General features: G+C 66.9%; 22 protein-coding genes and 1 pseudogene. 16 read left to right on the forward strand and 7 right to left on the reverse strand.

Translation table 11 applies throughout. From position 1 onward, the window contains the following. Nucleotides 1-114: 114 nt before the first annotated feature. The 11 genes from uvrB to iscX all read left to right on the forward strand — a co-directional run bounded on the left by uvrB (nucleotide 115) and on the right by iscX (nucleotide 8,858). Complete coding sequence (uvrB, locus tag KHP16_RS04540; RefSeq protein WP_109581590.1) at nucleotides 115-2,187, forward strand: excinuclease ABC subunit UvrB; 2,073 nt, start codon at nucleotides 115-117, stop codon at nucleotides 2,185-2,187. A gap of 67 nt (nucleotides 2,188-2,254) precedes the next feature. Then, nucleotides 2,255-2,476 (forward strand): hypothetical protein, encoded by a 222-nt coding sequence (locus tag KHP16_RS04545; protein WP_109581589.1) that lies wholly within the window; start codon nucleotides 2,255-2,257, stop codon nucleotides 2,474-2,476. Nucleotides 2,477-2,519: 43 nt separating this feature from the next. Beyond that, nucleotides 2,520-2,759, forward strand: coding sequence for a hypothetical protein (locus tag KHP16_RS04550; protein ID WP_109581588.1), 240 nt, complete (start codon nucleotides 2,520-2,522; stop codon nucleotides 2,757-2,759). A 253-nt stretch (nucleotides 2,760-3,012) separates the two neighbouring features. Next, nucleotides 3,013-3,576, forward strand: coding sequence for a Fe-S cluster assembly transcriptional regulator IscR (iscR, locus tag KHP16_RS04555; RefSeq protein WP_109581587.1), 564 nt, complete (start codon nucleotides 3,013-3,015; stop codon nucleotides 3,574-3,576). A gap of 78 nt (nucleotides 3,577-3,654) precedes the next feature. Then, complete coding sequence (locus KHP16_RS04560; RefSeq protein ID WP_279636776.1) at nucleotides 3,655-4,878, forward strand: IscS subfamily cysteine desulfurase; 1,224 nt, start codon at nucleotides 3,655-3,657, stop codon at nucleotides 4,876-4,878. A 67-nt stretch (nucleotides 4,879-4,945) separates the two neighbouring features. After that, the gene (gene iscU, locus KHP16_RS04565) at nucleotides 4,946-5,350 is read left to right on the forward strand and encodes a Fe-S cluster assembly scaffold IscU (RefSeq protein WP_109581585.1); all 405 of its coding nucleotides are present in this window, start codon (nucleotides 4,946-4,948) and stop codon (nucleotides 5,348-5,350) included. A gap of 44 nt (nucleotides 5,351-5,394) precedes the next feature. Beyond that, nucleotides 5,395-5,715 carry an iron-sulfur cluster assembly protein IscA gene (gene iscA, locus KHP16_RS04570; protein ID WP_109581584.1) on the forward strand — a complete coding sequence of 107 codons (321 nt, stop codon included), beginning with the start codon at nucleotides 5,395-5,397 and terminating at the stop codon, nucleotides 5,713-5,715. Between the two features lie 88 nt (nucleotides 5,716-5,803). Beyond that, nucleotides 5,804-6,349, forward strand: coding sequence for a Fe-S protein assembly co-chaperone HscB (hscB, locus tag KHP16_RS04575; protein WP_121491347.1), 546 nt, complete (start codon nucleotides 5,804-5,806; stop codon nucleotides 6,347-6,349). Between the two features lie 52 nt (nucleotides 6,350-6,401). Then, complete coding sequence (hscA, locus tag KHP16_RS04580; RefSeq protein WP_109581583.1) at nucleotides 6,402-8,267, forward strand: Fe-S protein assembly chaperone HscA; 1,866 nt, start codon at nucleotides 6,402-6,404, stop codon at nucleotides 8,265-8,267. A gap of 41 nt (nucleotides 8,268-8,308) precedes the next feature. Beyond that, nucleotides 8,309-8,647 carry an ISC system 2Fe-2S type ferredoxin gene (gene fdx / locus KHP16_RS04585; RefSeq protein ID WP_109581582.1) on the forward strand — a complete coding sequence of 113 codons (339 nt, stop codon included), beginning with the start codon at nucleotides 8,309-8,311 and terminating at the stop codon, nucleotides 8,645-8,647. A gap of 16 nt (nucleotides 8,648-8,663) precedes the next feature. After that, the gene (gene iscX / locus KHP16_RS04590; protein ID WP_109581581.1) at nucleotides 8,664-8,858 is read left to right on the forward strand and encodes a Fe-S cluster assembly protein IscX; all 195 of its coding nucleotides are present in this window, start codon (nucleotides 8,664-8,666) and stop codon (nucleotides 8,856-8,858) included. 72 nt (nucleotides 8,859-8,930) lie between these two features. Here iscX and KHP16_RS04595 read toward each other — a convergent pair whose 3' ends face one another. The 4 genes from KHP16_RS04595 to prfB form a co-directional block, all read right to left on the reverse strand. Continuing rightward, complete coding sequence (locus tag KHP16_RS04595; RefSeq protein ID WP_375153785.1) at nucleotides 8,931-9,644, reverse strand: glycine zipper 2TM domain-containing protein; 714 nt, start codon at nucleotides 9,642-9,644, stop codon at nucleotides 8,931-8,933. Between the two features lie 218 nt (nucleotides 9,645-9,862). Then, nucleotides 9,863-11,410, reverse strand: coding sequence for a lysine--tRNA ligase (lysS, locus tag KHP16_RS04600; RefSeq protein WP_115952011.1), 1,548 nt, complete (start codon nucleotides 11,408-11,410; stop codon nucleotides 9,863-9,865). Nucleotides 11,411-11,416: 6 nt separating this feature from the next. After that, a complete protein-coding gene (locus KHP16_RS04605) occupies nucleotides 11,417-12,175 on the reverse strand; it encodes an SDR family oxidoreductase (protein ID WP_109581578.1) in 759 nt (252 codons plus the stop codon). Between the two features lie 118 nt (nucleotides 12,176-12,293). Further along, nucleotides 12,294-13,398 (reverse strand): peptide chain release factor 2 gene (gene prfB, locus KHP16_RS04610; protein ID WP_109581577.1). Its coding sequence is split into 2 segments (ribosomal slippage): nucleotides 12,294-13,316 and nucleotides 13,318-13,398, totalling 1,104 coding nucleotides; the frame shifts between segments, so codons are not numbered across the junction. A gap of 157 nt (nucleotides 13,399-13,555) precedes the next feature. Between prfB and KHP16_RS04615 the strand changes: the two genes are divergently transcribed. Continuing rightward, nucleotides 13,556-14,263: a M23 family metallopeptidase gene (locus tag KHP16_RS04615; RefSeq protein WP_244835634.1), complete on the forward strand. Its 708-nt coding sequence runs from the start codon at nucleotides 13,556-13,558 to the stop codon at nucleotides 14,261-14,263. 15 nt (nucleotides 14,264-14,278) lie between these two features. Here the strand turns inward: KHP16_RS04615 and recJ are convergent, their stop codons facing one another. Together recJ and KHP16_RS04625 are read right to left on the reverse strand one after the other, a co-directional pair. Beyond that, entirely contained in the window at nucleotides 14,279-15,982 is a 1,704-nt protein-coding gene (recJ, locus tag KHP16_RS04620) for a single-stranded-DNA-specific exonuclease RecJ (RefSeq protein ID WP_109581575.1), read from the reverse strand. Nucleotides 15,983-16,005: 23 nt separating this feature from the next. Further along, a complete protein-coding gene (locus tag KHP16_RS04625; protein WP_211959649.1) occupies nucleotides 16,006-17,148 on the reverse strand; it encodes a hypothetical protein in 1,143 nt (380 codons plus the stop codon). A 54-nt stretch (nucleotides 17,149-17,202) separates the two neighbouring features. On the opposite strand from KHP16_RS04625, the gene KHP16_RS04630 reads away from it, so the two are divergent. Genes KHP16_RS04630 through KHP16_RS04640 form a run of 3 tightly spaced genes read left to right on the forward strand, consistent with a single transcriptional unit; the run spans nucleotide 17,203 to nucleotide 20,037 of the window. Then, entirely contained in the window at nucleotides 17,203-18,453 is a 1,251-nt protein-coding gene (locus KHP16_RS04630) for a lipoprotein-releasing ABC transporter permease subunit (protein WP_109581573.1), read from the forward strand. Beyond that, nucleotides 18,446-19,195, forward strand: coding sequence for a lipoprotein-releasing ABC transporter ATP-binding protein LolD (gene lolD, locus KHP16_RS04635; RefSeq protein WP_244835635.1), 750 nt, complete (start codon nucleotides 18,446-18,448; stop codon nucleotides 19,193-19,195). The genes KHP16_RS04630 and lolD overlap by 8 nt, the downstream gene beginning before the upstream one ends. 14 nt (nucleotides 19,196-19,209) lie before the next feature. Then, complete coding sequence (locus KHP16_RS04640) at nucleotides 19,210-20,037, forward strand: TatD family hydrolase (protein ID WP_211959650.1); 828 nt, start codon at nucleotides 19,210-19,212, stop codon at nucleotides 20,035-20,037. Between the two features lie 174 nt (nucleotides 20,038-20,211). Here the strand turns inward: KHP16_RS04640 and KHP16_RS04645 are convergent. Then, nucleotides 20,212-20,577: pseudogene (locus tag KHP16_RS04645) on the reverse strand (hypothetical protein); the annotation flags it as partial. Between the two features lie 203 nt (nucleotides 20,578-20,780). Here KHP16_RS04645 and KHP16_RS28275 point away from each other — a divergent pair. After that, nucleotides 20,781-23,990 carry a ComEC/Rec2 family competence protein gene (locus KHP16_RS28275; protein WP_244835636.1) on the forward strand — a complete coding sequence of 1,070 codons (3,210 nt, stop codon included), beginning with the start codon at nucleotides 20,781-20,783 and terminating at the stop codon, nucleotides 23,988-23,990. Nucleotides 23,991-24,172 lie beyond the last annotated feature (182 nt).

The raw sequence follows: 24,172 nt of genomic DNA on the forward strand, positions 1-24,172 counted from the left end.
AGAATGCTTCGGACTGATGCTTCGGACTGCTGCTTGCAGCACGCCTTGAAGCGTACCGCACAACCCCAAGATTCTAGCGTATTCGCCCGTTTTCCTGAGGTTTTTCCCTACCCTATGTCGAATCTCGCAGAAGCCGCCCCGGCCCTGGACGAAAGCAAGTTCATCACATTCCCGGGTTCCCCGTTCCAGCTGTACCAGCCGTATCCGCCCGCCGGCGACCAGCCCGAGGCGATCCGCCAGCTGACGGAGGGCGTCAGCGACGGCCTGTCGTTCCAGACGCTGCTCGGCGTCACGGGCTCGGGCAAGACCTACACGATGGCCAACGTGATCGCCCGCGTTGGCCGGCCGGCCATCGTCTTTGCGCCGAACAAGACGCTCGCGGCGCAGTTGTACTCGGAATTCCGTGACTTCTTCCCACGCAATGCCGTCGAGTACTTCGTCAGCTACTACGACTACTACCAGCCGGAAGCGTACGTTCCGCAGCGCGACCTGTTCATCGAGAAGGATTCATCGATCAACGAGCACATCGAGCAGATGCGGCTGTCGGCGACGAAAAGCCTGCTCGAGCGGCGCGACACGATCATCGTGGCCACCGTGTCGGCGATCTACGGTATCGGCAATCCGAGCGAATACCACCAGATGATCCTGACGCTGCGCACCGGCGACAAGCTGAGCCAGCGCGACATCATCACGCGCCTCATCGCCATGCAGTACACGCGCAACGAGACGGACTTCCAGCGCGGCGCGTTTCGCGTGCGGGGCGACACGCTCGACATTTTCCCGGCCGAGCACGCCGAGATGGCCGTACGCGTGGAGCTGTTCGACGACGAGGTGGAGTCGATCCAGTTCTTCGATCCGCTCACGGGCCGTGTGCGCCAGAAGGTGCCGCGCTTCACGGTCTATCCGTCGAGCCACTACGTGACGCCGCGCGACACCGTGCTGCGCGCGATCGAGGACATCAAGGTGGAGCTGCGCGAGCGGCTGGATTTCTTCTACAAGGAGAATCGCCTCGTGGAAGCGCAGCGGCTCGAGCAGCGCACGCGCTTCGACCTCGAGATGCTCGCCGAGCTCGGTTTCTGCAAGGGCATCGAGAACTACTCGCGCCACCTGTCGGGCGCCGCGCCCGGCGAGCCGCCGCCGACGCTGGTGGATTACCTGCCCGCCGACGCGCTCATGTTCCTCGACGAATCGCACGTGCTCATCGGCCAGCTCAACGGCATGTACAACGGCGACCGCGCGCGCAAGACCACGCTCGTGGAGTTCGGCTTCCGTCTGCCGTCCGCGCTGGACAACCGGCCGCTCAAGTTCGACGAGTTCGAACGCAAGATGCGGCAGGTCACGTTCGTCTCCGCCACGCCGGCGCAGTTCGAGAACGAGCATGCGGACCAGGTGGTGGAGCAGGTGGTGCGGCCGACGGGCCTCGTCGATCCGGTCATCCACGTGCGGCCCGCGGGCACGCAGGTGGACGACCTGCTGTCCGAGATCCACGTGCGCGTGGAAGCGGGCGAGCGCGTGCTGGTGACCACGCTGACCAAGCGCATGGCGGAGCAGCTCACGGAGTTCCTGTCGGAAAACGGCGTCAAGGTGCGTTACCTGCATTCGGACATCGACACCGTCGAACGGGTGGAGATCATCCGCGACCTGCGGCTTGGCACGTTCGACGTGCTCGTCGGCATCAACCTGCTGCGCGAGGGCCTCGACATTCCCGAGGTCTCGTTAGTCGCGATTCTCGATGCGGACAAGGAAGGTTTTCTGCGGGCCGAGCGTTCGCTGATTCAGACCATCGGCCGCGCGGCACGTAACGTCAATGGCACGGCCATCCTCTATGCGGACCGCATGACCGACTCCATGCGCCGCGCGATCGACGAAACCGAGCGGCGTCGACTCAAGCAGATCGCGTTCAACGAGGCCAACGGCATCACGCCGCGCGGCGTGGTCAAACGCATCAAGGACATCATCGACGGCGTCTACAACCCGGACGAGGTCAAGGCCGAGCTGTCCGCCGCCGCCGAGCGCGCGAAGTACGAGGACATGAGCGAGAAGCAGGTCGCCAAGGAGATCAAGCGTCTTGAGAAACAGATGCTCGATCACGCGAAGAATCTCGAATTCGAGAAAGCGGCGCAGGTGCGCGACCAGCTCGCCAAGCTCCGCGCGCAGGTATTCGGCGCCAGCGGCGACCACCTGTAAGCGCGCGTTTGGGCGCGCGGGCCTCTATAGTGGAGGGCGGAGCCCGATCACGAACCAGGAGCGCGCCATGATGACGGAGTTCGAATATGGTGGTTATGCGGTAGTGGTCCGGGCGATCCCGCATGCCAGCGGCGGCTATGCCGGGATGGTGCAGATTGCCGATGCGTTCGGCGAGCCGTTCGGTCCGACGTTCGAGACCGAGGCCGGCTCCGCGCCGACGCCGGAAGCTGCGCTGGCCCTGGCGGAGGCGTCCGCGATGCAGACCATCGATGCCGGCGAGGTGAATTGAGATCCCGGGCCAAGGGACCGCCGGCCAGACAGGAGACAACGTCATGGCCTATCGCAGTGAATGGAAGAAGAGGGTTTTCGAGACGCACGAGGTCCAGGTGCTGGTGAAACCCCGGTCGGAAAACGGATGGGAGTACACGGTGCGCGTCTGCCGCGCCGGCACCAACATCCGCGCGGCGGCCACGCTGACCGAGTCCTCGGCGATCACCGATCGCTTCCGGACGCCCGAGGAGGCGGAAGCCGCCGGCTTCGAGCGCGGCAAGGCCATGTTCGCGCGCATGTAGCGACGCCGGTTTTCCAGCTTCCTGCGGGCTTGGGCGGACGGCGGTAGAATGCCGCCCGTGCCGCCAATGTCGTGCGTCCGTCTCCTGCGGCCGTCTCGTGCTTTGTCGCGCGGCGGGAAGCGTCCCTAGCACATCCTCCGGATTCATGTGCGGCACCCGTCAATATGATGCACCGCGGTAGGGTTACTTGACTAATTTAGTCGGGAAAATTTATACTTGAGCGAATCGTTCAAGTATTCCAACCCTGAGCATCATGAGACTCACGACAAAAGGCCGTTTCGCGGTGACCGCCATGATCGACCTGGCCATGCGCCAGGACCAGGGTCCCGTCACACTCGCCGGCATCAGCCAGCGCCAGAAAATCTCCCTGTCCTACCTCGAGCAACTGTTCGGCAAGCTGCGCCGCCACGAAATCGTGGAGAGCGTGCGAGGCCCGGGCGGTGGCTACAGTCTCGCCCGCAAGGCCGAGGCGGTGACCGTGGCGGACATCATCATCGCCGTCGATGAGCCGCTCGACGCCACCCAGTGCGGCGGCAAGGGCAACTGCCACGGCGACGAGGGCAGCGGGCGCTGCATGACCCACGAACTGTGGGCCACGCTGAACCAGAAGATGGTGGAGTACCTGGACTCGGTATCGCTCAAGGATCTCGTCGATCAGCAACGGGCCAGGCAGCCCGCGGTGCTGCACGATATGCGCGAGGAATCGTCGGTGCAGGCCCAGCCGGCCGGCGCCACGCCGCGCGGCAAGGTGGACAAGCAGGAAAAGCCGGCCCGGGCGCGGGTCGTGAACTCGGTCTTCAGTCTGGCGCAGTCCTGATCGGCGTCCGACGCAGTGTCAGAAGTTGTTATAAACTATCGATAAGCGCAATCGATTAGTAGTCCCTATAAGGCAGTCATAACGATGAGCACCCCACATTTCCCCATCTACATGGATTACTCGGCGACCACGCCGGTAGACCCGCGCGTGGCGGACAAGATGATTCCGTACCTGCGCGAGCAGTTCGGCAATCCGGCGTCGCGCAGCCACGCTTACGGCTGGGACGCCGAGCGCGCGGTGGAAGAAGCGCGCGAGCAGGTGGCCGCGCTGGTTGGCGCCGATCCGCGCGAGATCGTCTGGACCTCGGGCGCAACGGAGTCCAACAACCTGGCCATCAAGGGTGCCGCGAATTTTTACTCCGGCAAGGGCAAGCACATCATCACCGTGAAGACCGAGCACAAGGCTGTGCTGGACACCACGCGTGAACTCGAGCGCCAGGGCTTCGAGGTGACGTACCTCGACGTGAAGGATGACGGCCTGATCGATATGGACGTGTTCAAGGCCGCGCTGCGCCCGGACACGATCCTGGTGTCGGTGATGCTCGTGAACAACGAGATCGGCGTGATCCAGGACATCGAGCAGATCGGCGAGATCTGCCGCGAGAAGGGCATCATCTTCCATTGCGACGCCGCGCAGGCGACGGGCAAGGTGACGATCGACCTGAGCAAGCTCAAGGTCGACCTGATGTCGTTCTCGGCCCACAAGACCTATGGCCCGAAGGGTATCGGCGCGCTGTACGTCCGCCGCAAGCCGCGCGTGCGCATCGAAGCGCAGATGCACGGTGGCGGCCACGAGCGCGGCATGCGTTCGGGCACGCTGGCGACGCACCAGATCGTCGGCATGGGCGAGGCGTTCCGCCTGGCGCGTGAAGAGATGGCGACCGAGAACGAGCGTATCCGCATGCTGCGCGATCGCCTGTGGCGCGGTTTCTCGGACATGGAAGAGGTGTACCTGAACGGTTCGCTGGAACACCGCGTGCCGCACAACCTCAACGTGAGCTTCAACTTCGTCGAAGGCGAGTCCCTGATCATGGCGATCAAGGACGTGGCCGTGTCGTCGGGCTCCGCCTGCACGTCGGCCTCGCTGGAGCCGTCGTACGTGCTGCGCGCGCTGGGCCGCAATGACGAACTGGCGCACAGCTCCATCCGTTTTACGGTGGGCCGTTTCACCACCGAGCAGGAGATCGACTTCACCGTCGAGCTGCTGAAGAGCAAGATCAGCAAGCTCCGCGATCTGTCCCCGCTGTGGGAGATGTTCAAGGACGGCGTCGATCTGAATTCGATTCAGTGGGCCGCGCACTAAGCGCCTGGCCCCCGGAACGACGACAAGAACAACCCCGCATAAAGCGACAAAGCAAGAGGTAACCAAAATGTCTTACAGCAACCAGGTACTCGACCACTACGAAAATCCGCGTAACGTCGGTTCGTTCGACAAGAACGACGACGCGGTGGGCACCGGCATGGTCGGCGCTCCGGCCTGCGGCGATGTGATGAAGCTGCAGATCAAGGTGAACGAAGCCGGCGTGATCGAAGACGCGAAGTTCAAGACCTACGGTTGCGGTTCGGCGATCGCTTCGTCGTCGCTGGTGACCGAATGGGTCAAGGGCAAGACCGTCGATCAGGCACTGGAAATCAAGAACACGCAGATCGCCGAGGAACTGGCGCTGCCGCCGGTGAAGATCCACTGCTCGATCCTGGCCGAAGACGCCATCAAGGCGGCGGTCGAGGACTACAAGAAGAAGCACGCGAGTGCCGAGCAGCAGGCAGCCGCCTGAATTCGGTAACCGCTGCGAGATGTAACGAGGCAACGAGGGCAACGATGATCACGATGACCGAAAAGGCGGCGAAACATGTCGCGCGCTATCTGGAACGCCGGGGCAAGGGCGTGGGTCTGCGCCTGGGCGTGAAGACGACTGGCTGCTCGGGCCTGGCCTACAAGCTCGAGTACGTGGATGAACTCGCGCCGGAAGACGCGGTGTTCGAGTCGCACGGCATCAAGGTGATCGTCGATCCCAAGAGCCTGCCGTACATCGACGGCACCGAACTCGACTTCGCGCGCGAAGGGCTGAATGAAGGTTTCCGCTTCAACAACCCGAATGTGAAGGACGAGTGCGGCTGCGGCGAGTCGTTCCGCGTGTGACCGGTAGCCGCGCGACGCATGCCGGAGCCGTGGGCATGCAAGCGGAGACAAAGGAGCGGGCGACCGCTCCTTTTTGTTGGGGAAGCATTTGAAAGACACGCAGTTCTCAGACGACTATTTCGCGCTGTTCGGGCTGCCTGCCCAATACGACGTGGACGAGGCCGCGCTGGACGCGGCCTATCGCACGGTCCAGTCGCAGGCGCACCCGGACCGCTTTGCCAGCGCCGGCGACGCCGAACGTCGCGTCGCCATGCAGTGGGCTGCGCGCGCGAACGAGGCCTATCGCACGCTGCGGCAGCCGCTCAAGCGCGCGATCTATCTGCTGTCCCTGCGCGGTGTCGACATCCAGGCCGAGAGCAACACGGCGATGGCGCCCGACTTCCTGATGCAGCAGATGGAGTGGCGCGAGGCGTTGCAGGACGCCACGGAAGCGCGCGACGCGGCCCGCCTCGACGCGCTGCTGCGCGAGCTGCGGCAGGAGAAGCGCGACCGCCATGCCGCGCTGGGCGGGCTGCTCGACGGCGGTGACGATGCGTCGGCCGGTGCGGCCGCGCGCCAACTCATGTTCATCGAGAAGATCGAGCACGATGCAAGCGAAGCGATCGATCGGTTGGACGATCGGCTCGACGGGTAGAGCGGCCGCCGCTTCCGGACGGACGCTGCTTCCTACATAACGAAGAATTCCCATGGCACTGCTCCAGATTTCCGAACCCGGCATGTCGCCGGCCCCGCACCAGCGCCGGCTGGCGGTGGGGATCGACCTCGGCACCACGAACTCGCTGGTCGCCGCCGTCCGCCACAGCATTCCCGAAGTGCTGCCCGACGAGCGCGGCCGCCCGCTGCTGCCGTCCGTCGTGCGCTACCTGCCGGACCGTACCGCGCATATCGGCTATCGCGCGCAGGAAGAGGCCGTGCGCGATCCGAAGAACACGATCGTCTCCGTCAAGCGCTTCATGGGGCGCGGCCTGCGCGACGTGGCCAATATCGAGCACAGCCCGTACGACTTCGTCGATGCGCCCGGCATGGTGCAGATCAAGACCGCCGCGGGCGTGAAGAGCCCGGTGGAAGTGTCGGCCGAGATCCTGGCCACGCTGCGCCAGCGCGCCGAGGACTCGCTCGGCGACGATATCGTCGGCGCCGTGATTACGGTGCCCGCGTACTTTGACGACGCGCAGCGCCAGGCCACGAAGGATGCCGCGCAACTGGCGGGCCTTGACGTGCTGCGCCTGCTCAACGAGCCGACCGCGGCCGCGATCGCATACGGTCTCGACAATGCCGCGGAAGGCATCTACGCGGTGTACGACCTCGGGGGCGGCACGTTCGACATCTCGGTGCTCAAGCTGACCAAGGGCGTGTTCGAAGTGATGTCCACCGGCGGCGATTCCGCGCTCGGCGGCGACGACTTCGACCAGCGCCTGCTGTGCTGGATCGTCGAACAGGCCGGCCTGCAGCCGCTGTCGGCCGAAGACACGCGTCTGCTGATGGTGCGCGCCCGCGCGGCGAAGGAAGCGCTGTCGGAAGCGGACAGCACCGTGATCGACGCCGTGCTCGCCAGCGGCGAGATCGTGCATCTGACGCTCGACGCCACCACGTTCATCGAGATCACCGCGCACCTCGTGCAGAAGACGCTGGCGCCCGTGCGCAAGGCGCTGCGCGACGCGGGCGTGGGTCCGGAAGACGTGAAGGGCGTCGTGCTGGTCGGCGGCGCCACGCGCATGCCGGCGATCCGCAAGGCCGTGGGCGATCATTTCGGCCAGACGCCGCTGACGAACCTCGATCCGGACAAGGTGGTGGCGCTTGGCGCGGCCATGCAGGCGAACCTGCTCGCGGGCAACGCGGCGCCGGGCGAGGACTGGTTGCTGCTCGACGTAATTCCGCTCTCGCTGGGCGTGGAAACGATGGGCGGTCTCGTCGAGAAGATCATCCCGCGCAACAGCACGATTCCCGTCGCGCGCGCGCAGGAGTTCACGACATTCAAGGACGGGCAGACCGCCATGGCGATCCACGTGCTGCAGGGTGAGCGGGAACTGGCCAGCGACTGCCGTTCGCTCGCGCGCTTCGAGTTGCGCGGCATTCCACCGATGGTGGCCGGTGCCGCGCGCATCCGCGTGACGTATCAGGTCGATGCCGATGGACTGCTCTCCGTCTCCGCGAAGGAAATGCTTTCAGGCGTGGAAGCGTCCGTTGCGGTGAAGCCCTCCTACGGGCTGGCCGACGACGACATCGCGCGCATGCTGCAGGAAAGCTTCCGCGAAGCGGAGCAGGACATGAAGAGCCGTGCGCTCGCGGAAGAGCGCGTGGAAGCGGAGCGGCTCGTGGAAGCGACCACGCGCGCGCTGGAAAGCGACGGCACGCTGCTCGACGACGCGGAACGCGCGGCCGTCGAGGCGTTGATCGCAAATGTGCGCGAGATCGCGAAGGGCGACGACCATCGCGCCATCAAGGCCGCGGTGGATGCGCTGTCGCACGGCACCGACGAGTTTGCCGCCCGGCGCATGGACCGTTCGATCAAGAGCGCGCTCGCGGGCCGCAAGGTACAGGAAATCGGCTGACCTCACGCCGGCTCACGACAGAGATATCCCCCAGGAACACCATGCCACAGATCATTGTTTTGCCCCATGTCGAATACTGTCCCGAAGGGACCGTGATCGAAGCGAAGACGGGCGTCAGCGTGTGCGACGCGCTGCTGGCCAACGGCATCGACATCGAGCACGCGTGCGAGAAGTCGTGCGCCTGCACCACCTGCCACGTCATTGTGCGCGAGGGTTTCGATTCGCTGAACGAGGCCGAGGAAAAGGAAGAAGACCTGCTCGACAAGGCGTGGGGGCTCGAGCCCAACTCGCGCCTCTCGTGCCAGGCGATCGTCGCGGACGAGGACCTCACCGTCGAGATTCCGAAGTACACGATCAACCATGCCAAGGAAGGCCACTGAGGCCCGGAGCACGCTCATGAAATGGACTGATACCTACGACGTCGCCGCGGCGCTGTACGACAAGTACCCCGACGTCGACCCGGCTACGATCCGCTTCACGGACCTGCACAAGTGGGTCATGGAACTGGATGGTTTCGACGATCTGCCGGACCGGTCGGGCGAGAAGATCCTCGAGGCGATTCAGCAAGCCTGGATCGAGGAAGCCGAGTAAGCTTCCCGCTCGGGAATGAAGAAGGGCGCGTCAGCGATGACGCGCCCTTTGTTTTTTACGGCGTGGGCCGGATCAGCCGTTGACCAGCACGCCACGCTCCATATGCACGCGCTGGCCGATCTGCACGCCAGGGTCGCGCTCGTACGTGAAGGTGCGTTGCGTACCGTCGTCCATCTTCACGCTGACGCGGTACTGCGTGTCCTTGTTCACGTGCTTCTCGACGACGTTACCCGCGTAGCCACCGGCGGCCGCGCCGGCGACGGTGCCGAGAATCCGGCCATTACCGCGGCCGATCTGGTTGCCGAGCAGGCCACCGACGACTGCGCCACCGACCGCGCCGAGACCGCTGGTCGGCTTTTCGGTCTGGATTGGCGTCACGGCCACGATGCGGCCGGCCGTATGGCTCGGCTTCACCGCGGGCGCCGGTTGTTGGGCGGCGGGCTGCGCCGGGGGCGGCGGGGCATTGTTCGAGGCCTGCTCATAGGCGGGCGGGCGCGTGGTCGATCCCGGCGGCGGCGTCTGGGGGACATAGCCGGCCACAGGCGCCGTTGCCGATGGCGTCGCGGTTGGGGCCGCTTCCATGTTCGCGTTCTGGTTCGCTTTGCTCGTCGGCAGTACGCCGGTCATCGCGGCGACGGCCGTCAGGCTCGCGACCACCACGGCCACGGCGGCCGCCCCCACGAGGGGATGCAGCCGGCGGCTACGCGGCACCGGCGTGGAAGACGACGGCGTGGTGGCGGACGGCGTGGTGGCGGACGGCGTGGAAGGCACAGGGCTTTGGGGCACGGGGCTTTGCATTTCTTGTTCTCCAGAGCAATCCGGCATGCCGGATGGATGCACCTAGTTTGGCGCAAGGCCGGCCCAAAAGCCGTTGAATTTTGTAAGGAGTTGTGAGCCGGAAAACGCTTTGGAATCAAGCGCTTGGCTCAGGTGTCGGTGCGAATCTGACAGGGTTTCTGTAACAACGAAACCCCTCTCCGCGCGGAGAGGGGCCCTGACGACGATCAGTCTTCGCGGCGCAGATGCGGGAAGAGGATGACGTCGCGGATGTTCGGACTATCGGTCAGCAGCATGACCAGGCGGTCGATGCCGATGCCACAGCCGCCCGTCGGGGGCATGCCGTATTCGAGCGCGCGAATGTAGTCGGCGTCGAAGTACATCGCTTCCTCGTCGCCGGCGTCCTTCTGCTCGACCTGCTTGCGGAAACGTTCCGCCTGATCCTCGGCGTCGTTGAGCTCCGAGAAACCGTTGGCGATCTCACGCCCCGTGATGAACAGTTCGAAACGTTCGGTAATGCCCGGCACCGTGTCCGAAGCGCGGGCCAGCGGCGAGACCTCGACCGGGTAGTCGATGATGAACGTCGGCTCCCACAGCTGGCTCTCGGCCGTTTCCTCGAACAGCACCAGTTGCAGCGAACCGAGGCCGGCATTCAGGAACTGCGGCGCGCTGGTGTTGACGCCGAACTTCTTGAGCTCGGTGCGCAGGAAGTCCGCGTCGGCCAGTTGCGCGTCCGTGTACTGCGGCGCGTATTTCTGGATCGCCTGCGTGATGGTGAGGCGGTGGAACGGCTTGGCGAGGTCGAGCTCGCGGCCCTGATAGGTCACCGTGGCGCTGCCGCGCGCATCGATCGCGGCCTGGCGGATCAGGTTCTCGGTGAAGTCCATCAGCCAGCGGTAATCCGTGTAGGCCGCGTAGAACTCCATCATCGTGAACTCGGGATTGTGGCGCGGGCTCACCCCTTCGTTACGGAAGTTTCGGTTGATCTCGAACACGCGCTCGAAGCCGCCGACGACCAGGCGCTTGAGATAGAGCTCGGGCGCGATGCGCAGGAACATCTGCATGTCCAGCGCGTTGTGGTGCGTGATGAACGGCTTGGCCGCGGCGCCGCCCGGAATCGGGTGCAGCATCGGCGTTTCCACTTCCATGAAGCCCGCGTCGGCCATATGGCGGCGCAGCGAGGAAATGGCGCTCGTGCGCGCGCGGAACGTGTTGCGCGTCTCGGGCGAGACGATCAGGTCCACGTAGCGCTGGCGGTATTTCATTTCCTGGTCGGCCAGACCGTGGAACTTGTCCGGCAGCGGACGCAGGGACTTGGACAGCAGGCGCAGCTCGCGCACCTGCACGGACAGCTCGCCCTTGTTCGTGCGGAACAGTTCGCCGCGCGCGCTGATGATGTCACCGAGGTCCCAGTGCTTGAAGGCCGCGTAGACGTCCTCGCCGACCTTGTCGCGGGTGATGTAGAACTGGATCTGGCCGCTGCCGTCCTGCACGGTGGCGAAGCTGGCCTTGCCCATCACGCGCTTGAGCATCATGCGGCCGGCGATCGACACCTCGACCGGCGTGGCTTCGAGCGCGGCCTGGTCGGTCTCGCCAAACTGCGCGTGCAGCGCGGCGGCCTGGTGCGTGGGACGGAAGTCGTTCGGGAAGGCGACGCCCTGCTGGCGCAGTGCCTGCAGTTTCTCGCGCCGCTCCGCGATGATCTTGTTCTCGTCGACGGCGGGCGTGTCAGAGGTGGCGGGGGCGGCGGAATTGGCGCGCGTGGGTTCGGTCATGATGGTTCAGTAATTGCGAATATCGTCGAGTTCGGTCGTGCCGAAATCGGGGCGAGTCAGATAGGCCGCGATGCGCTGAGCGGTCTCTTCGGGCGACGACAGCTTGTCGTTGGCCTTCAGGTCGCGGAAGCGCTGGACGTCGGCGAACTCCGCGTCGCGGATGGTCGCCTGCATGTCGGTGTCCACCACGCCGGGCGCGAGCGAGACCGCGCGCACGGCACGCGGCGCGGGCAGGTCGCGGTACTCGGCATTGACCGAGCGGATAAACATGTCCAGCGCGGCCTTGCCGGCGCAGTAGGCGCTCCAGCCCGGCACCGGATTGCGCGCGGCGCCCGACGAGATCGCGAGGATCTTGCGGGGGCAGTCGAAGCGCGCGGTGTGTTCCAGAAAGGCGCCGGTCATCGTCATCGGCGCGGCCAGGTTGGTCAGCAGATGCGGAATCAGCGTGTTTTCGTTCAGCTGGGTAATCGGGCCGATCGGCTCCACGACGCCGGCGTTGAGGATCAGCGTGACGCTGGCCGGCGGCTCATCCACGGCGTCGAGCACGCTGCCAAGCCAGCCTGCAGCGGGGCCGGGCTGGGCGAGGTCCTGCAGGTGCCATGCCACGGGCACGCCGCTGGCCGTGGCGACCGCTTCCATCTCTGGGTTGCGGCTGCGGGCCACGCAGACCACGCGGTTGCCCGGCACGAGCAGCGCGCGCGTGATGGCCGCGCCGAGCCCGCGCGAGGCGCCGGTCACGATGTAAAGGTGTTTGGCTGCGCTCATGACAATCCCCGGATTTCTCTTCGATCGGTGTGGTACGTCTGGCTTTTGTGGAGGCCGCCGGGCTTGCCGGGTGAGTCCCGGCGCGCGCGGCGGTCATACGGATACTGATAGCGGATGCTTACAGCCCCTGTTTCAGGCTGGCTTCGATGAACGGATCGAGGTCGCCGTCGAGCACCTTCTGCGTGTTCGACATTTCGACGTTCGTGCGCAGGTCCTTGATGCGGCTCTGGTCCAGCACGTACGAACGGATCTGGTGACCCCAGCCCACATCGGTCTTGCCCGCTTCGAGCTTGTCGGCCTCGGCCTGGCGCTTGCGCATCTCGTGCTCGTACAGGCGCGACTTCAGCATCGACATGGCCTCGGCGCGGTTGCGGTGCTGCGAACGGTCGTTCTGGCACTGCACGACGATGCCGGTCGGGATGTGCGTGATCCGCACGGCCGAATCGGTCTTGTTGATGTGCTGGCCGCCCGCGCCCGAAGCACGATAGGTGTCCACGCGCAGATCGGCGGGATTGACCTCGACCTCGAACGAGTCGTCGACCTCGGGATACACGAATACGGAGGAGAAAGACGTATGGCGGCCGCCCGACGAGTCGAACGGCGACTTGCGCACCAGGCGGTGCACGCCGGTCTCGGTCCGCAGGTAGCCGAACGCGTATTCGCCTTCGATCTTGATCGTGGCGCTCTTGATGCCGGCCACGTCGCCTTCGGATTCTTCCAGTACCTCGGCCTTGAAACCCTTGCGTTCGCAGTACTTGAGGTACTGGCGCAGCAGCATCGAGGCCCAGTCGCACGCTTCGGTGCCGCCGGCGCCGGCCTGGATGTCGATGAACGCGTTGGCCTGGTCCATTTCGCCCGAGAACATGCGGCGGAACTCCATGTCCGCGACGATGGCTTCGAAGCCCTTGACGTCCGTCTCGATCGACTCGAGCGTCTCGTCGTCGGCTTCCTCGCGCGCGAGTTCGAACAGCTCTTCCGCGCCGCTCAGGTCGTCCGTGAGCTTCCCGAGCACGCCGACGACGCCCTCGAGCATTTTCTTTTCCTTCCCGAGATCCTGGGCCTTTTTAGGGTTGTTCCAGACGTCGGGATCTTCCAGCAAGCCATTGACTTCGTCGAGGCGTCCTACCTTGACATCGTAGTCAAAGATACCCCCGTAGATCTTCCGTTCGCGAACGGAGATCGGAGATGGCACCGGAGATGGCGTTGAGGCGTTCTGCTTCCATGATGTTCCTGCGCTTCCAAAACCGGGAATTATAGCGGATCGCGAGGCGACCGCAGCGAACGTCACTTGAGGGAAAATAGCGGCTCACACCTGTATGGAAACCCAGACGCATGACGGTTATTGCATCACCCCGATCGGCTTCTTCCGAACCTGTCACTTTGTCCCGCCAGCTGTCCCGCCGACATGCGCTATCGACGCTTGGTTCGTTGCTTGGCGCCGCGGCCGCTTCCGCGCTGCTGGCCGCCTGCGGTACCACCGGCGGACCCGCGCCCGACGGTTTCTATCGCGTCGAGCGTGGCGACACGCTGTATTCGATCGCGCGGCGCCACAAGCGGTCCGTGGCGGAACTCACGCGCTGGAACAATCTGGCCAGCGCGGACCAGATCGAGGTGGATCAGCTGATCCGCGTCCGTCCGCCGGCCGGCGCGGCAGCTGCTTCGTCCTCCCCGGGGCCCGCCTACAACCCGGCGCCCGCCCGATCCGAGCCGGCGCCGCAGGGCAAGGTGCCCGCCACCAGCATCCGCCTGCAATGGCCCGCGGACGGCCACGTGACGGGACGCTTTGCGCCGCCGGGCGAGAAGGGCATCCGGATCGCGGTGCCGAGCGGCGGCAAGGTCCGCGCGGCCGCCTCGGGCTGGGCCATCCACGTGGGCGAGATGCGCGGCTACGGCATGCTCGTGATCGTCAAGCACAACGACGACTGGCTGACCGTCTACGGCAACCTCGACAAGCCGACGATCAAGGAGAACGCGCAGGTCTCGGCGGGGCAGGATATCGGCGTGATGGGCGCCGATGCCGAGCTGCATTTCGAAGTGCGCGGCGGCACGCAGCCTGTGGATCCGCTGCGCTACCTGCCCGCGCGATGAAGGTTGGGTTCCGCATCAGGCCTGCGCGTGCTCGATCACGAGCTGCACGCGTGTCACACCATTGAACGTGTTGTTGTCGAGCCGGTAGGCGATGGTGGCGCTCGCGCTGCCAAGCGCCTCGGCGTGATTGAACCAGATCGCGTCGAAGCGCTGGCCGCCGCGGCCGAGCTGCAGCTTCAGGTGCTTGCCCTTCAGGATCGACTCGCGCAGCACCTCGAATTCGCCGCTGAAGGTTGGCGGCGGGAAGCCCTGGCCCCACACCTGCTCCTCTAGCAGCGTCACGAACGCGGGCTCGAAGCATTCGGCGCCGATGTCGCCATCGGTCTCCACCACGCGCGCGAGCTGGTCGTCGGTGAGCCATTCGCGGCCCACGGCCTCGAAGGCGTTCATGAAGGTGTCGAACTGATCGGCGCGCAAGGTCAGGCCCGCCGCCATCGCGTGGCCGCCGAACTTCACGAGCAGGCCGGGGTGGCGCTTGGAGACGAGGTCCAGCGCATCCCGCAGATGGAAGCCCGGAATCGAGCGGCCCGAGCCCTTGATATGGAGGTCGTCGCCGGGCGCGAACGTGATGGTCGGGCGATGGAATTTCTCCTTCAGCCGCGACGCGACGATGCCGATCACGCCCTGATGCCACGTGTCGTTGAACACGCTGACCGTGAAGCGTGATGCGGGGTCGATGCCGTCGAGCGGCGCCTCGAGGATCTTCAGCGCCTCCATCTGCATGCCGGCCTCGATGTCGCGGCGCTCGCGGTTCATGCCGTCGAGTTCCTGCGCGATGGCCCATGCGCGTTCGGCATCGTCCGTGAGCAGGCATTCGATGCCGAGCGACATGTCGGCGAGCCGGCCGGCCGCATTCAGGCGCGGGCCAAGACCGAAGCCGAGGTCGAACGTGTTGGCGCGCGTGGCATCGCGGCCGGCGGCGCGGAACAGCGCGGCCACGCCGGCATGCATGCGGCCCGCGCGCATCTGGCGCAGACCCTGCGCGACCAGAATGCGGTTGTTCGCATCGAGCTTGACCACGTCGGCGACGGTGCCGAGCGCGACGAGATCGAGCAGCGTTTGCAGGTTCGGCGCCCTGGTCGTTTCATACGCGCCGCGGCGGCGCAGTTCCGCGCGCACGGCGAGCAGCACGTAGAACATCACCCCCACGCCCGCGAGGTTCTTGCTTGGGAATTCGCAGCCGGGCTGGTTCGGATTCACGATCACCGCCGCGTCGGGCAGGACCGCGCCGGGAAGGTGGTGGTCGGTGACCACGACGTCGATGCCCCGTGCGTTGGCCGCGGCGACGCCGTCCACACTGGCAATGCCGTTGTCGACGGTGACGATCACATCGGGGTTGCGCTGCGCGGCGAGGTCGACGATTTCGGGCGTCAGGCCGTAGCCGTACTCGAACCGGTTCGGCACGATGAAGTCCACGCGCGCGCCGAGCATGCGCAGGCCACGCACCCCCACCGCGCAGGCGGTGGCGCCATCGCAATCGTAGTCGGCGACGATCAGCAGCGACTTCTGTGCCGCGATGGCATCGGCGAGATACTCGGCCGCGTGGGCGATGCCCTTCATCGACGCGGGCGGCGTGAGCACGGCGAGTTCGGTCGCGAGCTCGTCGGGGTGCAGCACCCCGCGCGCGGAAAGAATCCGCGCCAGCGTCGGATGCAGGCCGGATGCGGCCAGCGTGTCGGCGTGGATGGGGGAGAACTGGCGGATGGCGATCCGGGTCATGGGCAGGTCATCGAAAGGTCGGGTCAGGCCGCCATGGCCAGGTCGGACAGCAGCGCGCGCCAGTTGCCGCGCGCGCCCACGCCGCGCCAGAACTTGCGCAGGTCCGCGCGGCGCACGGTAAATTCGGCAAAATGGTTCTCGCCGGACAGCACGAGCGTCACCGCGTCGATGCCGCCGTTGGCGAGGGCTTCCAGCGCCGGGGCGAACCAGTCGGCGTCGAGCGCATGCATCCGGAGCAGCCACTCGTGCCAGTCCGACGCCAGATAAGGCTCGCTAGCGCGTTCGACAAGGGCCAGCACACTGCCAGCGCCATGCGAGGCGATGTCGGCAAAGCGCGCGGGCAGGGGCGCCGCGCGGCTCCCGCCAGCCAGCGCGAGGCCGGACAGGAACGCATCATCGGTCAGCACCGTGTCGGCAAGCTTCGGCACAGGGCGCATCGTGCCGCCGCCATGCAGCCAGACCGAATTGACGGCGAGCCGGCCCTCGGCCTGGCGCGCCTCGTTGACCGGATGATCGTGCCACGTCATCTGAATCTCGTTCTGCAGTCGCCGCCAGTCGCGCGCGCGCGCGCCGGCCTGCAGCCAGATATCGATATTGCGGCCAGCGGCGCGCAGCGGTGTGGTGGCCTCCAGTTCGCCGAACGTGGCTTCCGGCAGATACCAGCGGGCCGGCGCGGGCGTCTCGAGCGCGATGCCGGCTTCCGCCAGCAGCTCGTCGATCGCCGCGCGCAGGGCCGTGGCCTCGTCCGGACGGAGGTCGAGCTGCTCCGGATGCACGAGCACCAGATGGTCGCGTGCCGCGTGGATATGCACGGGCTGGAGGCAGGCCCAGGCACCGTCCAGTGCGTCGTTCGGTGCGTTGGCCAGTGCCGCCGCGTCGGTTTGCCGCAGGTCGGCCATGCGCATGTAGGGCGCGGTGGGCACGCGATCGGTCGGCAGGCCGGCCCGGCTGGCCAGCCAGCGCTCCTGCGGCAGGCTGCGGAGGAACGGGTCGTCGTGACGCTCCCGTGGCCCCGGCGTAGCCCGCGTCAGCAACTTTCCGAGCGCGGGCAGCTCCAACTGCCGTAGCAGGGCGTCGGACACGCGCTCGTCGATGCCGTCGGCGCCGTCGCCGCCGGGGCCTGGCGGTACCGAAAAGGGGACAATCAGGGTGAGTTGCGTCATCATGGTGGGCAAGATTGTAAACTGTCGCCCAATTTCCGAGAATCAATAGGACGTCTCTTGAACTTTCCCTACGAGTGGCAGATTGGCTGGCGATACACCCGCGCAAGCAAGCGCGCCAGCCGCAATACGTTCATCTCGTTCATCTCGATGATCTCGATGCTCGGCATCGCGCTCGGCGTGGCCGCGCTGATCGTCGTGCTGTCGGTGATGAACGGCTTCCAGAAGGAAGTGCGCGACCGGATGCTGTCGGTGCTCGCGCATATCGAGGTCATCGGCCCGGGCCCGTTGCCCGACTGGCAGAAGACCGCCGCCGAGGCCATGCAGAACAAGGAAGTGATCGGCGCCGCGCCCTATGTCGCCGCGCAGGCCATGCTCACGCGCGAGGACGCCGTGCGCGGCGTGCTGCTGCGCGGGGTCGATCCGGCCGAGGAGCCCAAGGTCTCCGACGTCGGCGCGCAATTCACCTCGGGCAACATGAACGCGCTGGTGCCGGGCGGTTTCGATATCGCGCTCGGTAGCGAACTGGCCGCGGCGATGGGTGTGCGCGTGGGCGACAAGGTCACGCTGGTCGCGCCGCAGGGCACCATCACGCCGGCCGGCGTGCTGCCGCGGCTCAAGCAGTTCACCGTGGTCGGCGTGTTCTCTTCGGGCCATTACGAATTCGACAGCGCGCTCGCGCTGATCAACATCCACGACGCGGAGACGCTGTTCCGTCAGGAAGGCCCGACCGGCGTGCGGCTCAAGCTCACGGACATGCAGCGCGCGCCGGAGGTGGCGCGGCAGCTTGCGACGACGATGACGGGCAACCTGTATCTGCGCGACTGGTCGCAGCAGAACCGCAACTGGTTCGCGGCGGTGCAGACCGAGAAACGCATGATGTTCATCATCCTGACGCTGATCATCGCGGTGGCCGCGTTCAACCTCGTGTCGACGCTCGTGATGACCGTCACGGACAAGCAACCCGATATCGCGATCCTGCGGACGATGGGGGCGCAGCCGCGCTCGATCATGAAGATCTTTATCGTGCAGGGCGTGGCCATCGGCTTCATCGGCACGTTGCTCGGCGTGGCCGGCGGTACGCTGATCGCGACCAATATCGACGTGATCGTGCCCTTCATCGAGCGGCTGCTGCACGTGCAGTTCCTGCCGCGCGACATTTATTTCATCAGCGAACTGCCCTCGGATCCGCGCGTGAACGACATTGCCACCATCGGCATCATCTCCTTCGTGCTGGCGACGCTGGCGACCCTGTACCCGAGCTGGCGTGCCGCCCGCGTGAACCCGGCGGAGGCCCTGCGCTATGAGTGAGACGACGTTGCTGCAGGATGCCTCGGTGGTGTCCGCGGTGCCGGGGCTGGTCGTCCAGCAGGGCGCGCCGGTGCTCGTGGCCGAGGCGCTGACCAAGCGGTTCCGCCAGGGCGGGCTCGATGTCGATGTGCTGAAGGGCGTCGATGTGCGCGTGGATGCGGGCGAGAAGGTCGCCATCGTCGGCGCGTCGGGCTCGGGCAAGAGTACGCTGTTGCATGTGCTCGGCGGCCTCGACAATCCCGATTCGGGCCGCGTCGCGCTGCTCGGCAAGCCGTTCACCGCGCTCCGTGAACGCGAGCGCAACGAGGTACGCAATCGCTCGCTCGGTTTCGTCTACCAGTTCCATCATCTGCTGCCCGAGTTCACGGCGCTGGACAATGTCGCGATGCCGATGCGCATTCGCGGGCTCAAGGAGCGCGAGGCGCGCGCGGCCGCGCAGGCGATGCTCGATCGCGTGGGACTCGGTGGGCGTGCGAAGCATCGGCCGGGCGAGTTGTCCGGGGGCGAGCGGCAGCGTGTCGCCATTGCCCGCGCGCTGGTCGGGCAGCCGGCCTGCGTGCTGGCCGACGAGCCGACGGGTAACCTCGATGACCATACCGCCGGCGGCGTGTATGACCTGATGCTCGAGCTCTCTCGCACGCTGGGCACGAGCTTCGTGATCGTGACGCACGATACCGAGCTCGCCGGCCGTTGCGACCGCGTGCTGCGGTTGCGCGACGGGCATCTGCATCGCGAGCGCTGATCGCGACCGGCACCATGTGGATCGACACGCATTGCCATCTGGACGCCGGCGAGTTCGAGGCCGATCGGGCCGCGGTGACGGAGGCCGCCGGGCAGGCCGGTGTCTCGGGCATCGTGTTACCGGCGGTGGCGGTGTCGAACTTCGCGGCCGTGCGGGACCTCGCCCATGGCGATGCGCGGTGCGTGTATGCGCTCGGGATTCATCCGCTCTATACGCCGGGTGCGGGGCAGGCGGACCTCGATACGCTGCGGCTCGAGGTCGAGGCCTCGATGGACGATCCGCGGTTCGTGGCGATCGGGGAGATCGGGCTCGATTTCTTCGTTCCCGGGCTCGATGCCGCGCATCAGACGTGGCTCTACACCGAGCAATTGAAGCTTGCCCGGGAGTTCGATCTGCCGGTGCTGGTGCACGTGCGTCGCTCGCAGGATCAGGTCTATGCCGGCCTGCGCCGCATCGGTGTGCGGCAGGGCATTGCGCACGCGTTCAACGGCAGCAACGAGCAGGCGCGGCGCTATGTCGAGCATGGTATGAAGCTTGGGTTTGGCGGCAACATGACTTACGAGCGCGCGAAGCAGATCCGCCGGCTCGCGGTCGAAGTGCCGCTCGAGGCGATCGTGCTCGAGACCGATGCGCCGGACATCGCGCCGGCGTGGCTGTCGGATGGGCAGTTCGGCGAGCAGCACAAGGCGCGGAACACGCCCGGGGAGGTGGTGGGCGTGGCGCGCGTGTTGAGCGAACTGCGCGGGCTGCCGCTCGATTCGCTGGCCCACGCGATGTGGGCCAATTCCGTCGCGGCAATCCCGCGGCTTGGCGCGTTCGCGGCGACGATGGCGCCGCGATAGGCGTGAGAGGCGTGAGAGGCGGGTTAGCGGCGGGTTAGCGGCGGGTGTGCGCGACGAGCGTCAGCCCGCGCCGTTAATGCCGCCGTTAGCGCCGCCGTTGACACCGCCGTTAGCGCCGCCGTTGACACCGCCGTTGACACCGCCGTTGACACCGCCGTTGACACCGCCGTTGACACGTTCCATCCTGACGACGCGCGAGACCTGGCCTAGCGTAAAGCCGCTGTTCACGACATACGGCGCGCAGTCGGGCGGCGTCGTGAGCGATCCCGCCGCCGTGAACTGCCCGGCGTAGCGGTACCGGTCCGTTGCCCCCTTGATGAACACCGGCACCGCCTCCTTCTGCGACGCCAGCGTCCGGCCCGCGGCGCGCGTGGCGGCGCTGCTGCTGCATACGATCGCTTCCGGCGCGCCGGGATTCAGCTCCGGCCGCAGACAGATGGCCACCACCTTGCCGTTTTTCGTAGGCAGGAATGCCTGCTTGCTGCCGCCGCATACCGAGTGAATCTGTTCGCGTGTGTAGTCCTTGCCGATCTCAAACATTGCATATCTCCACGTTGGGACGGAGACGATATCGGTTCGCGCATCAACGCCGTGGCAATTCTCGGGTCCGCGGTGTAAAGCGCCGATGCGATGTTGACGCGATGGCTTTGGAATCAAGCTGACACGTTTGGACAACACGCAGACACGTTTCTTGTCCACGTTTCGCGCTACAACGCGGCTTTTCCCGATGGAAGGAGAGGCCGATGCGGGCTTGCCTGCTGGCTTTCGTGGCGGGTTGCTGGTGGCTGCAGCAACGAGAGGCGCTGCCGTCCTGGCAGGGATATGCGTGGGCGATCGCGGGTGTTTGTGCGTGCGGCATGGGGTGGCTGAGGTGGCGGTGGGCCCCGCGCGTGAGACGGCGCGCGGGCGCGCGCGTGCCGTCGCTGGTGCTCGCCACCGTGCTCGCGCTCGTGCTTGGGGCGGGATGGGCCAACTGGCGCGCGACGGTGCGCATGGCCGCGTGGCTGCCAGACACGCTCGCGGGACAGAACCTCGTTCTCTCGGGGTTCATCGCGGGCCTGCCCGATGTGGCCGCGCACGGCACGCGGTTCCTGTTCGCGCCCGACGCAGGGGCGGAGGGCATACCCGAACGTGTACTGCTCAGCTGGCGCAACCCGCCCATGGCGCTCGCGCCGGGCCAGCGTTGGGAATTCACCGTGCGGCTCAAGCGGCCGCGGGGGCTGGCGAATCCTTATGGGTTCGACTACGCATACTGGCTGATGGGTGAGGGTATCGGGGCCACCGGTTATGTCCGCGCCGCGCGCGCCGGACCGTTGCCAGGCCATCGCGCCCCCATCGCCCAGGTCCGTGCGGCATTGCGCGAGCGCATGCACAACGCAATGCCCGGCGACGCCGGGGTTCCCGCGCGATTTGCCGGCGTGCTCGTGGCGCTGGCGATCGGCGATCAGCGCGGGATTGCGCAGGCGGACTGGGACATCTTCCGCCGCACCGGCATCTCGCATCTGGTGAGCATCTCGGGCCTGCACATCACGATGCTTTCGGGCGCGGTGGGGGGCATCGTGCATTGGCTGTGGCGGCATTCCCTCGGCTTGAGCCGAAGACTCCGGCGTCCGCTGCCGCTGCGGTGGCCAGCGCGTCAGGCAGGACTCGTCGCGGCTGTCGTCACCGCGTTGGCATACGGGCTGATCGCCGGCATGCAGATCCCCGCACTGCGGACCGTGGCAATGCTCGTGGTCGCCGCCGTGGCCCTATGGAGCGGCCGCTGCCCGCCACCCACGATGGTGCTGGCGTGGGCCGCAGCGGCGGCCATCGCCATCGACCCCTGGGCCGTGATGTCCCCCGGCTTCTGGCTCTCTTTCGGCGCCGTCGCCGTGATCTTCCTCGCCGCAGCGCGTCGCGACCTTGCCGCTGAACCCGGCGCTGACCCTGCCGCTGAACCCGGCGCTGACTCTGCCGCTGACCCCGGCGCTGTCTCCGTCGCTGACCCCGGCGCTGTCTCCGGCGCTGTCTCCGGCGCTGTCTCCGGCGCTGACCCCGCCGCGCGCGAAGCGCGTCGCGGACGAGCGAAGGACGCCACGGCATGCACACGTCGCCCGGAGAGTCCGAGGAGCGCCGAGACCGCGGCGCGGGACGCGCGCGGTGGGGTGCGCGGCGCGGTGAAGTGTGACGGTGCGCGCGGCGAGGCGCGCCTCGCGGAATCGGAGGCCGGCGGCGGCGGGGTCCGTGGTGCAGTCAACGACCACCGCCTCGGCATAGGCGTGTCGGCGAGCGCCGGGACCGCGGCGCGGGACGCGCGCGGCGCGGTGGGGTCTAACGGTGCGCGCGGCGACGCGCGCGTGGCCGAATCGGAGGCCGCTGGCGGCGCGGTCCGTGGTGCCGTCAGCGACCACCGCGTCGGCATAGGCATGTCCGCCGACGCCGGCGAGTCGGCGCCGGCGCGGATGCGCCGGCAACTGTCGCGCCTTCCGGCGGCGATTGCGGATGCCGCGCGTGTGCAGTGGGCGGTGACCATCGGGCTCGTGCCGTTCTCGCTGCTGCTGTTCGGGCAAGTGTCGGTGGTGTCGGCGGTGGCCAATGCGGTGGCGATTCCCGTGGTGAGCGTCGTGGTCACACCGCTGTCGCTCGTAGGCGCCGTCGCGCCGGCGCCCGTCGCAAGCGTCGCGCTGGCCGTCGCGCATACGGCCATGGCGTGGCTGGCCGAGGGGCTCGCGTGGCTGGCGGCGCCGTCGTGGGCGGTGTGGGAGGCCGCGCAGCCGAGCCCGTTCGCCGTGGCGCTTGCGATGATTGGCGTTGGCTTGCTGCTGATGCCGGAGGGCGACCGTGGCATGCGGTGGTATGGCGCGGCGCTGATGGTGCCGATGGTCGTCTCCAGCGGTACACCCGTGGAGCATGGCGAGATGCGGGTGACGTTCCTCGACGTGGGGCAGGGGACCGCGGTGCTTGTGGAGACGCGATCGCATGCGTTGCTCTACGACACGGGGCCGGCGTACCAGTCAGGCACCAGCGCGGGCGCGCAGGTCGTGGTGCCGTTCCTGCGCGCCACCGGTGTGCGGCGCCTCGACGGGCTAGTCGTCAGCCACGAGGACGCGGACCACGCGGGCGGCGTACGCGATATCGAGGCCGCGGTGCCTGTCGCCCTGCGGCTCACCTCCGCGCCACCGGGGCAACCATGGATGTCGGCGGCCTGGGACCTGTGCGAAGCCGGTATGGCGTGGGTGTGGGATGACGTCCGGTTCGAGTTCCTGCATCCGCTGGCCACGCATGCCGGGAACGCGCGCCACGCCAGCAACGCGCGCAGCTGCGTGCTACGCGTGGCCACGGCGCACCGGAGCGTGCTGCTGACAGGCGACATCGGCGCCGCCGAAGAGCGCGCGATAGCGCGGCGCGAAACTGCGCGAGGTGGGGCGCAGGACGCGGCGCAGGACGTGGCGCAGGACGTGGCGCAGGACGTGGCGCAGGACGTGGCTCAGGACGTGGCTCAGGACGTGGCTCAGAGCGTCGCGCCGGACGTGGCGCAGGACGTGGCGCAGGACGTGGCGCCGGACGTGGCGCCGGACGTGGCGCCGGACGTGACGCGCGATATCGCGCGGGCGGCCCGGAATGCTGAAACGGTCCCCGGTGAAGCGCGGGAAAGACCGGCCGCAGAGGCCGCGATGACGCTACGGTCGGACATCCTCGGCGTGCCGCATCACGGCAGCGGCACGTCGTCCAGCGCGGCGCTGCTGCGCGCCGTGGCGCCCGAGGTCGCGGTGTTTCAACTGGGCCACCGCAACCGCTACGGCCATCCGCGCGCCGACGTGTGGGCGCGCTACGAAGCGCGCGGCATCCATCGCTATCGCACCGACGAGACCGGGGCCATCACCGTCACCACGCGTGGTGACGCGTACACCGTCACCCCATACCGCCAGCACGTCAGGCGCTACTGGCGCGACGCGCCACCCGCGCCGCAATGAGCGCGCGGTGGCCTTGGGAGGCGCGACGGGGTGTAGCGACGCGGTGTAGCGACGGGGGATAGGGACGGGGGATAGCGACGGGGGATAGCGACGGGGGATAGCGACCGGAGATAGCGACCGGCGATAGCGTCAGGAGGATAGCGTCAGGAGGATAGCATCAGAAAAATAGCGACGGGGGCTAG

Source organism: Cupriavidus plantarum, assembly GCF_905397285.1.
Lineage (GTDB): Bacteria > Pseudomonadota > Gammaproteobacteria > Burkholderiales > Burkholderiaceae > Cupriavidus > Cupriavidus plantarum.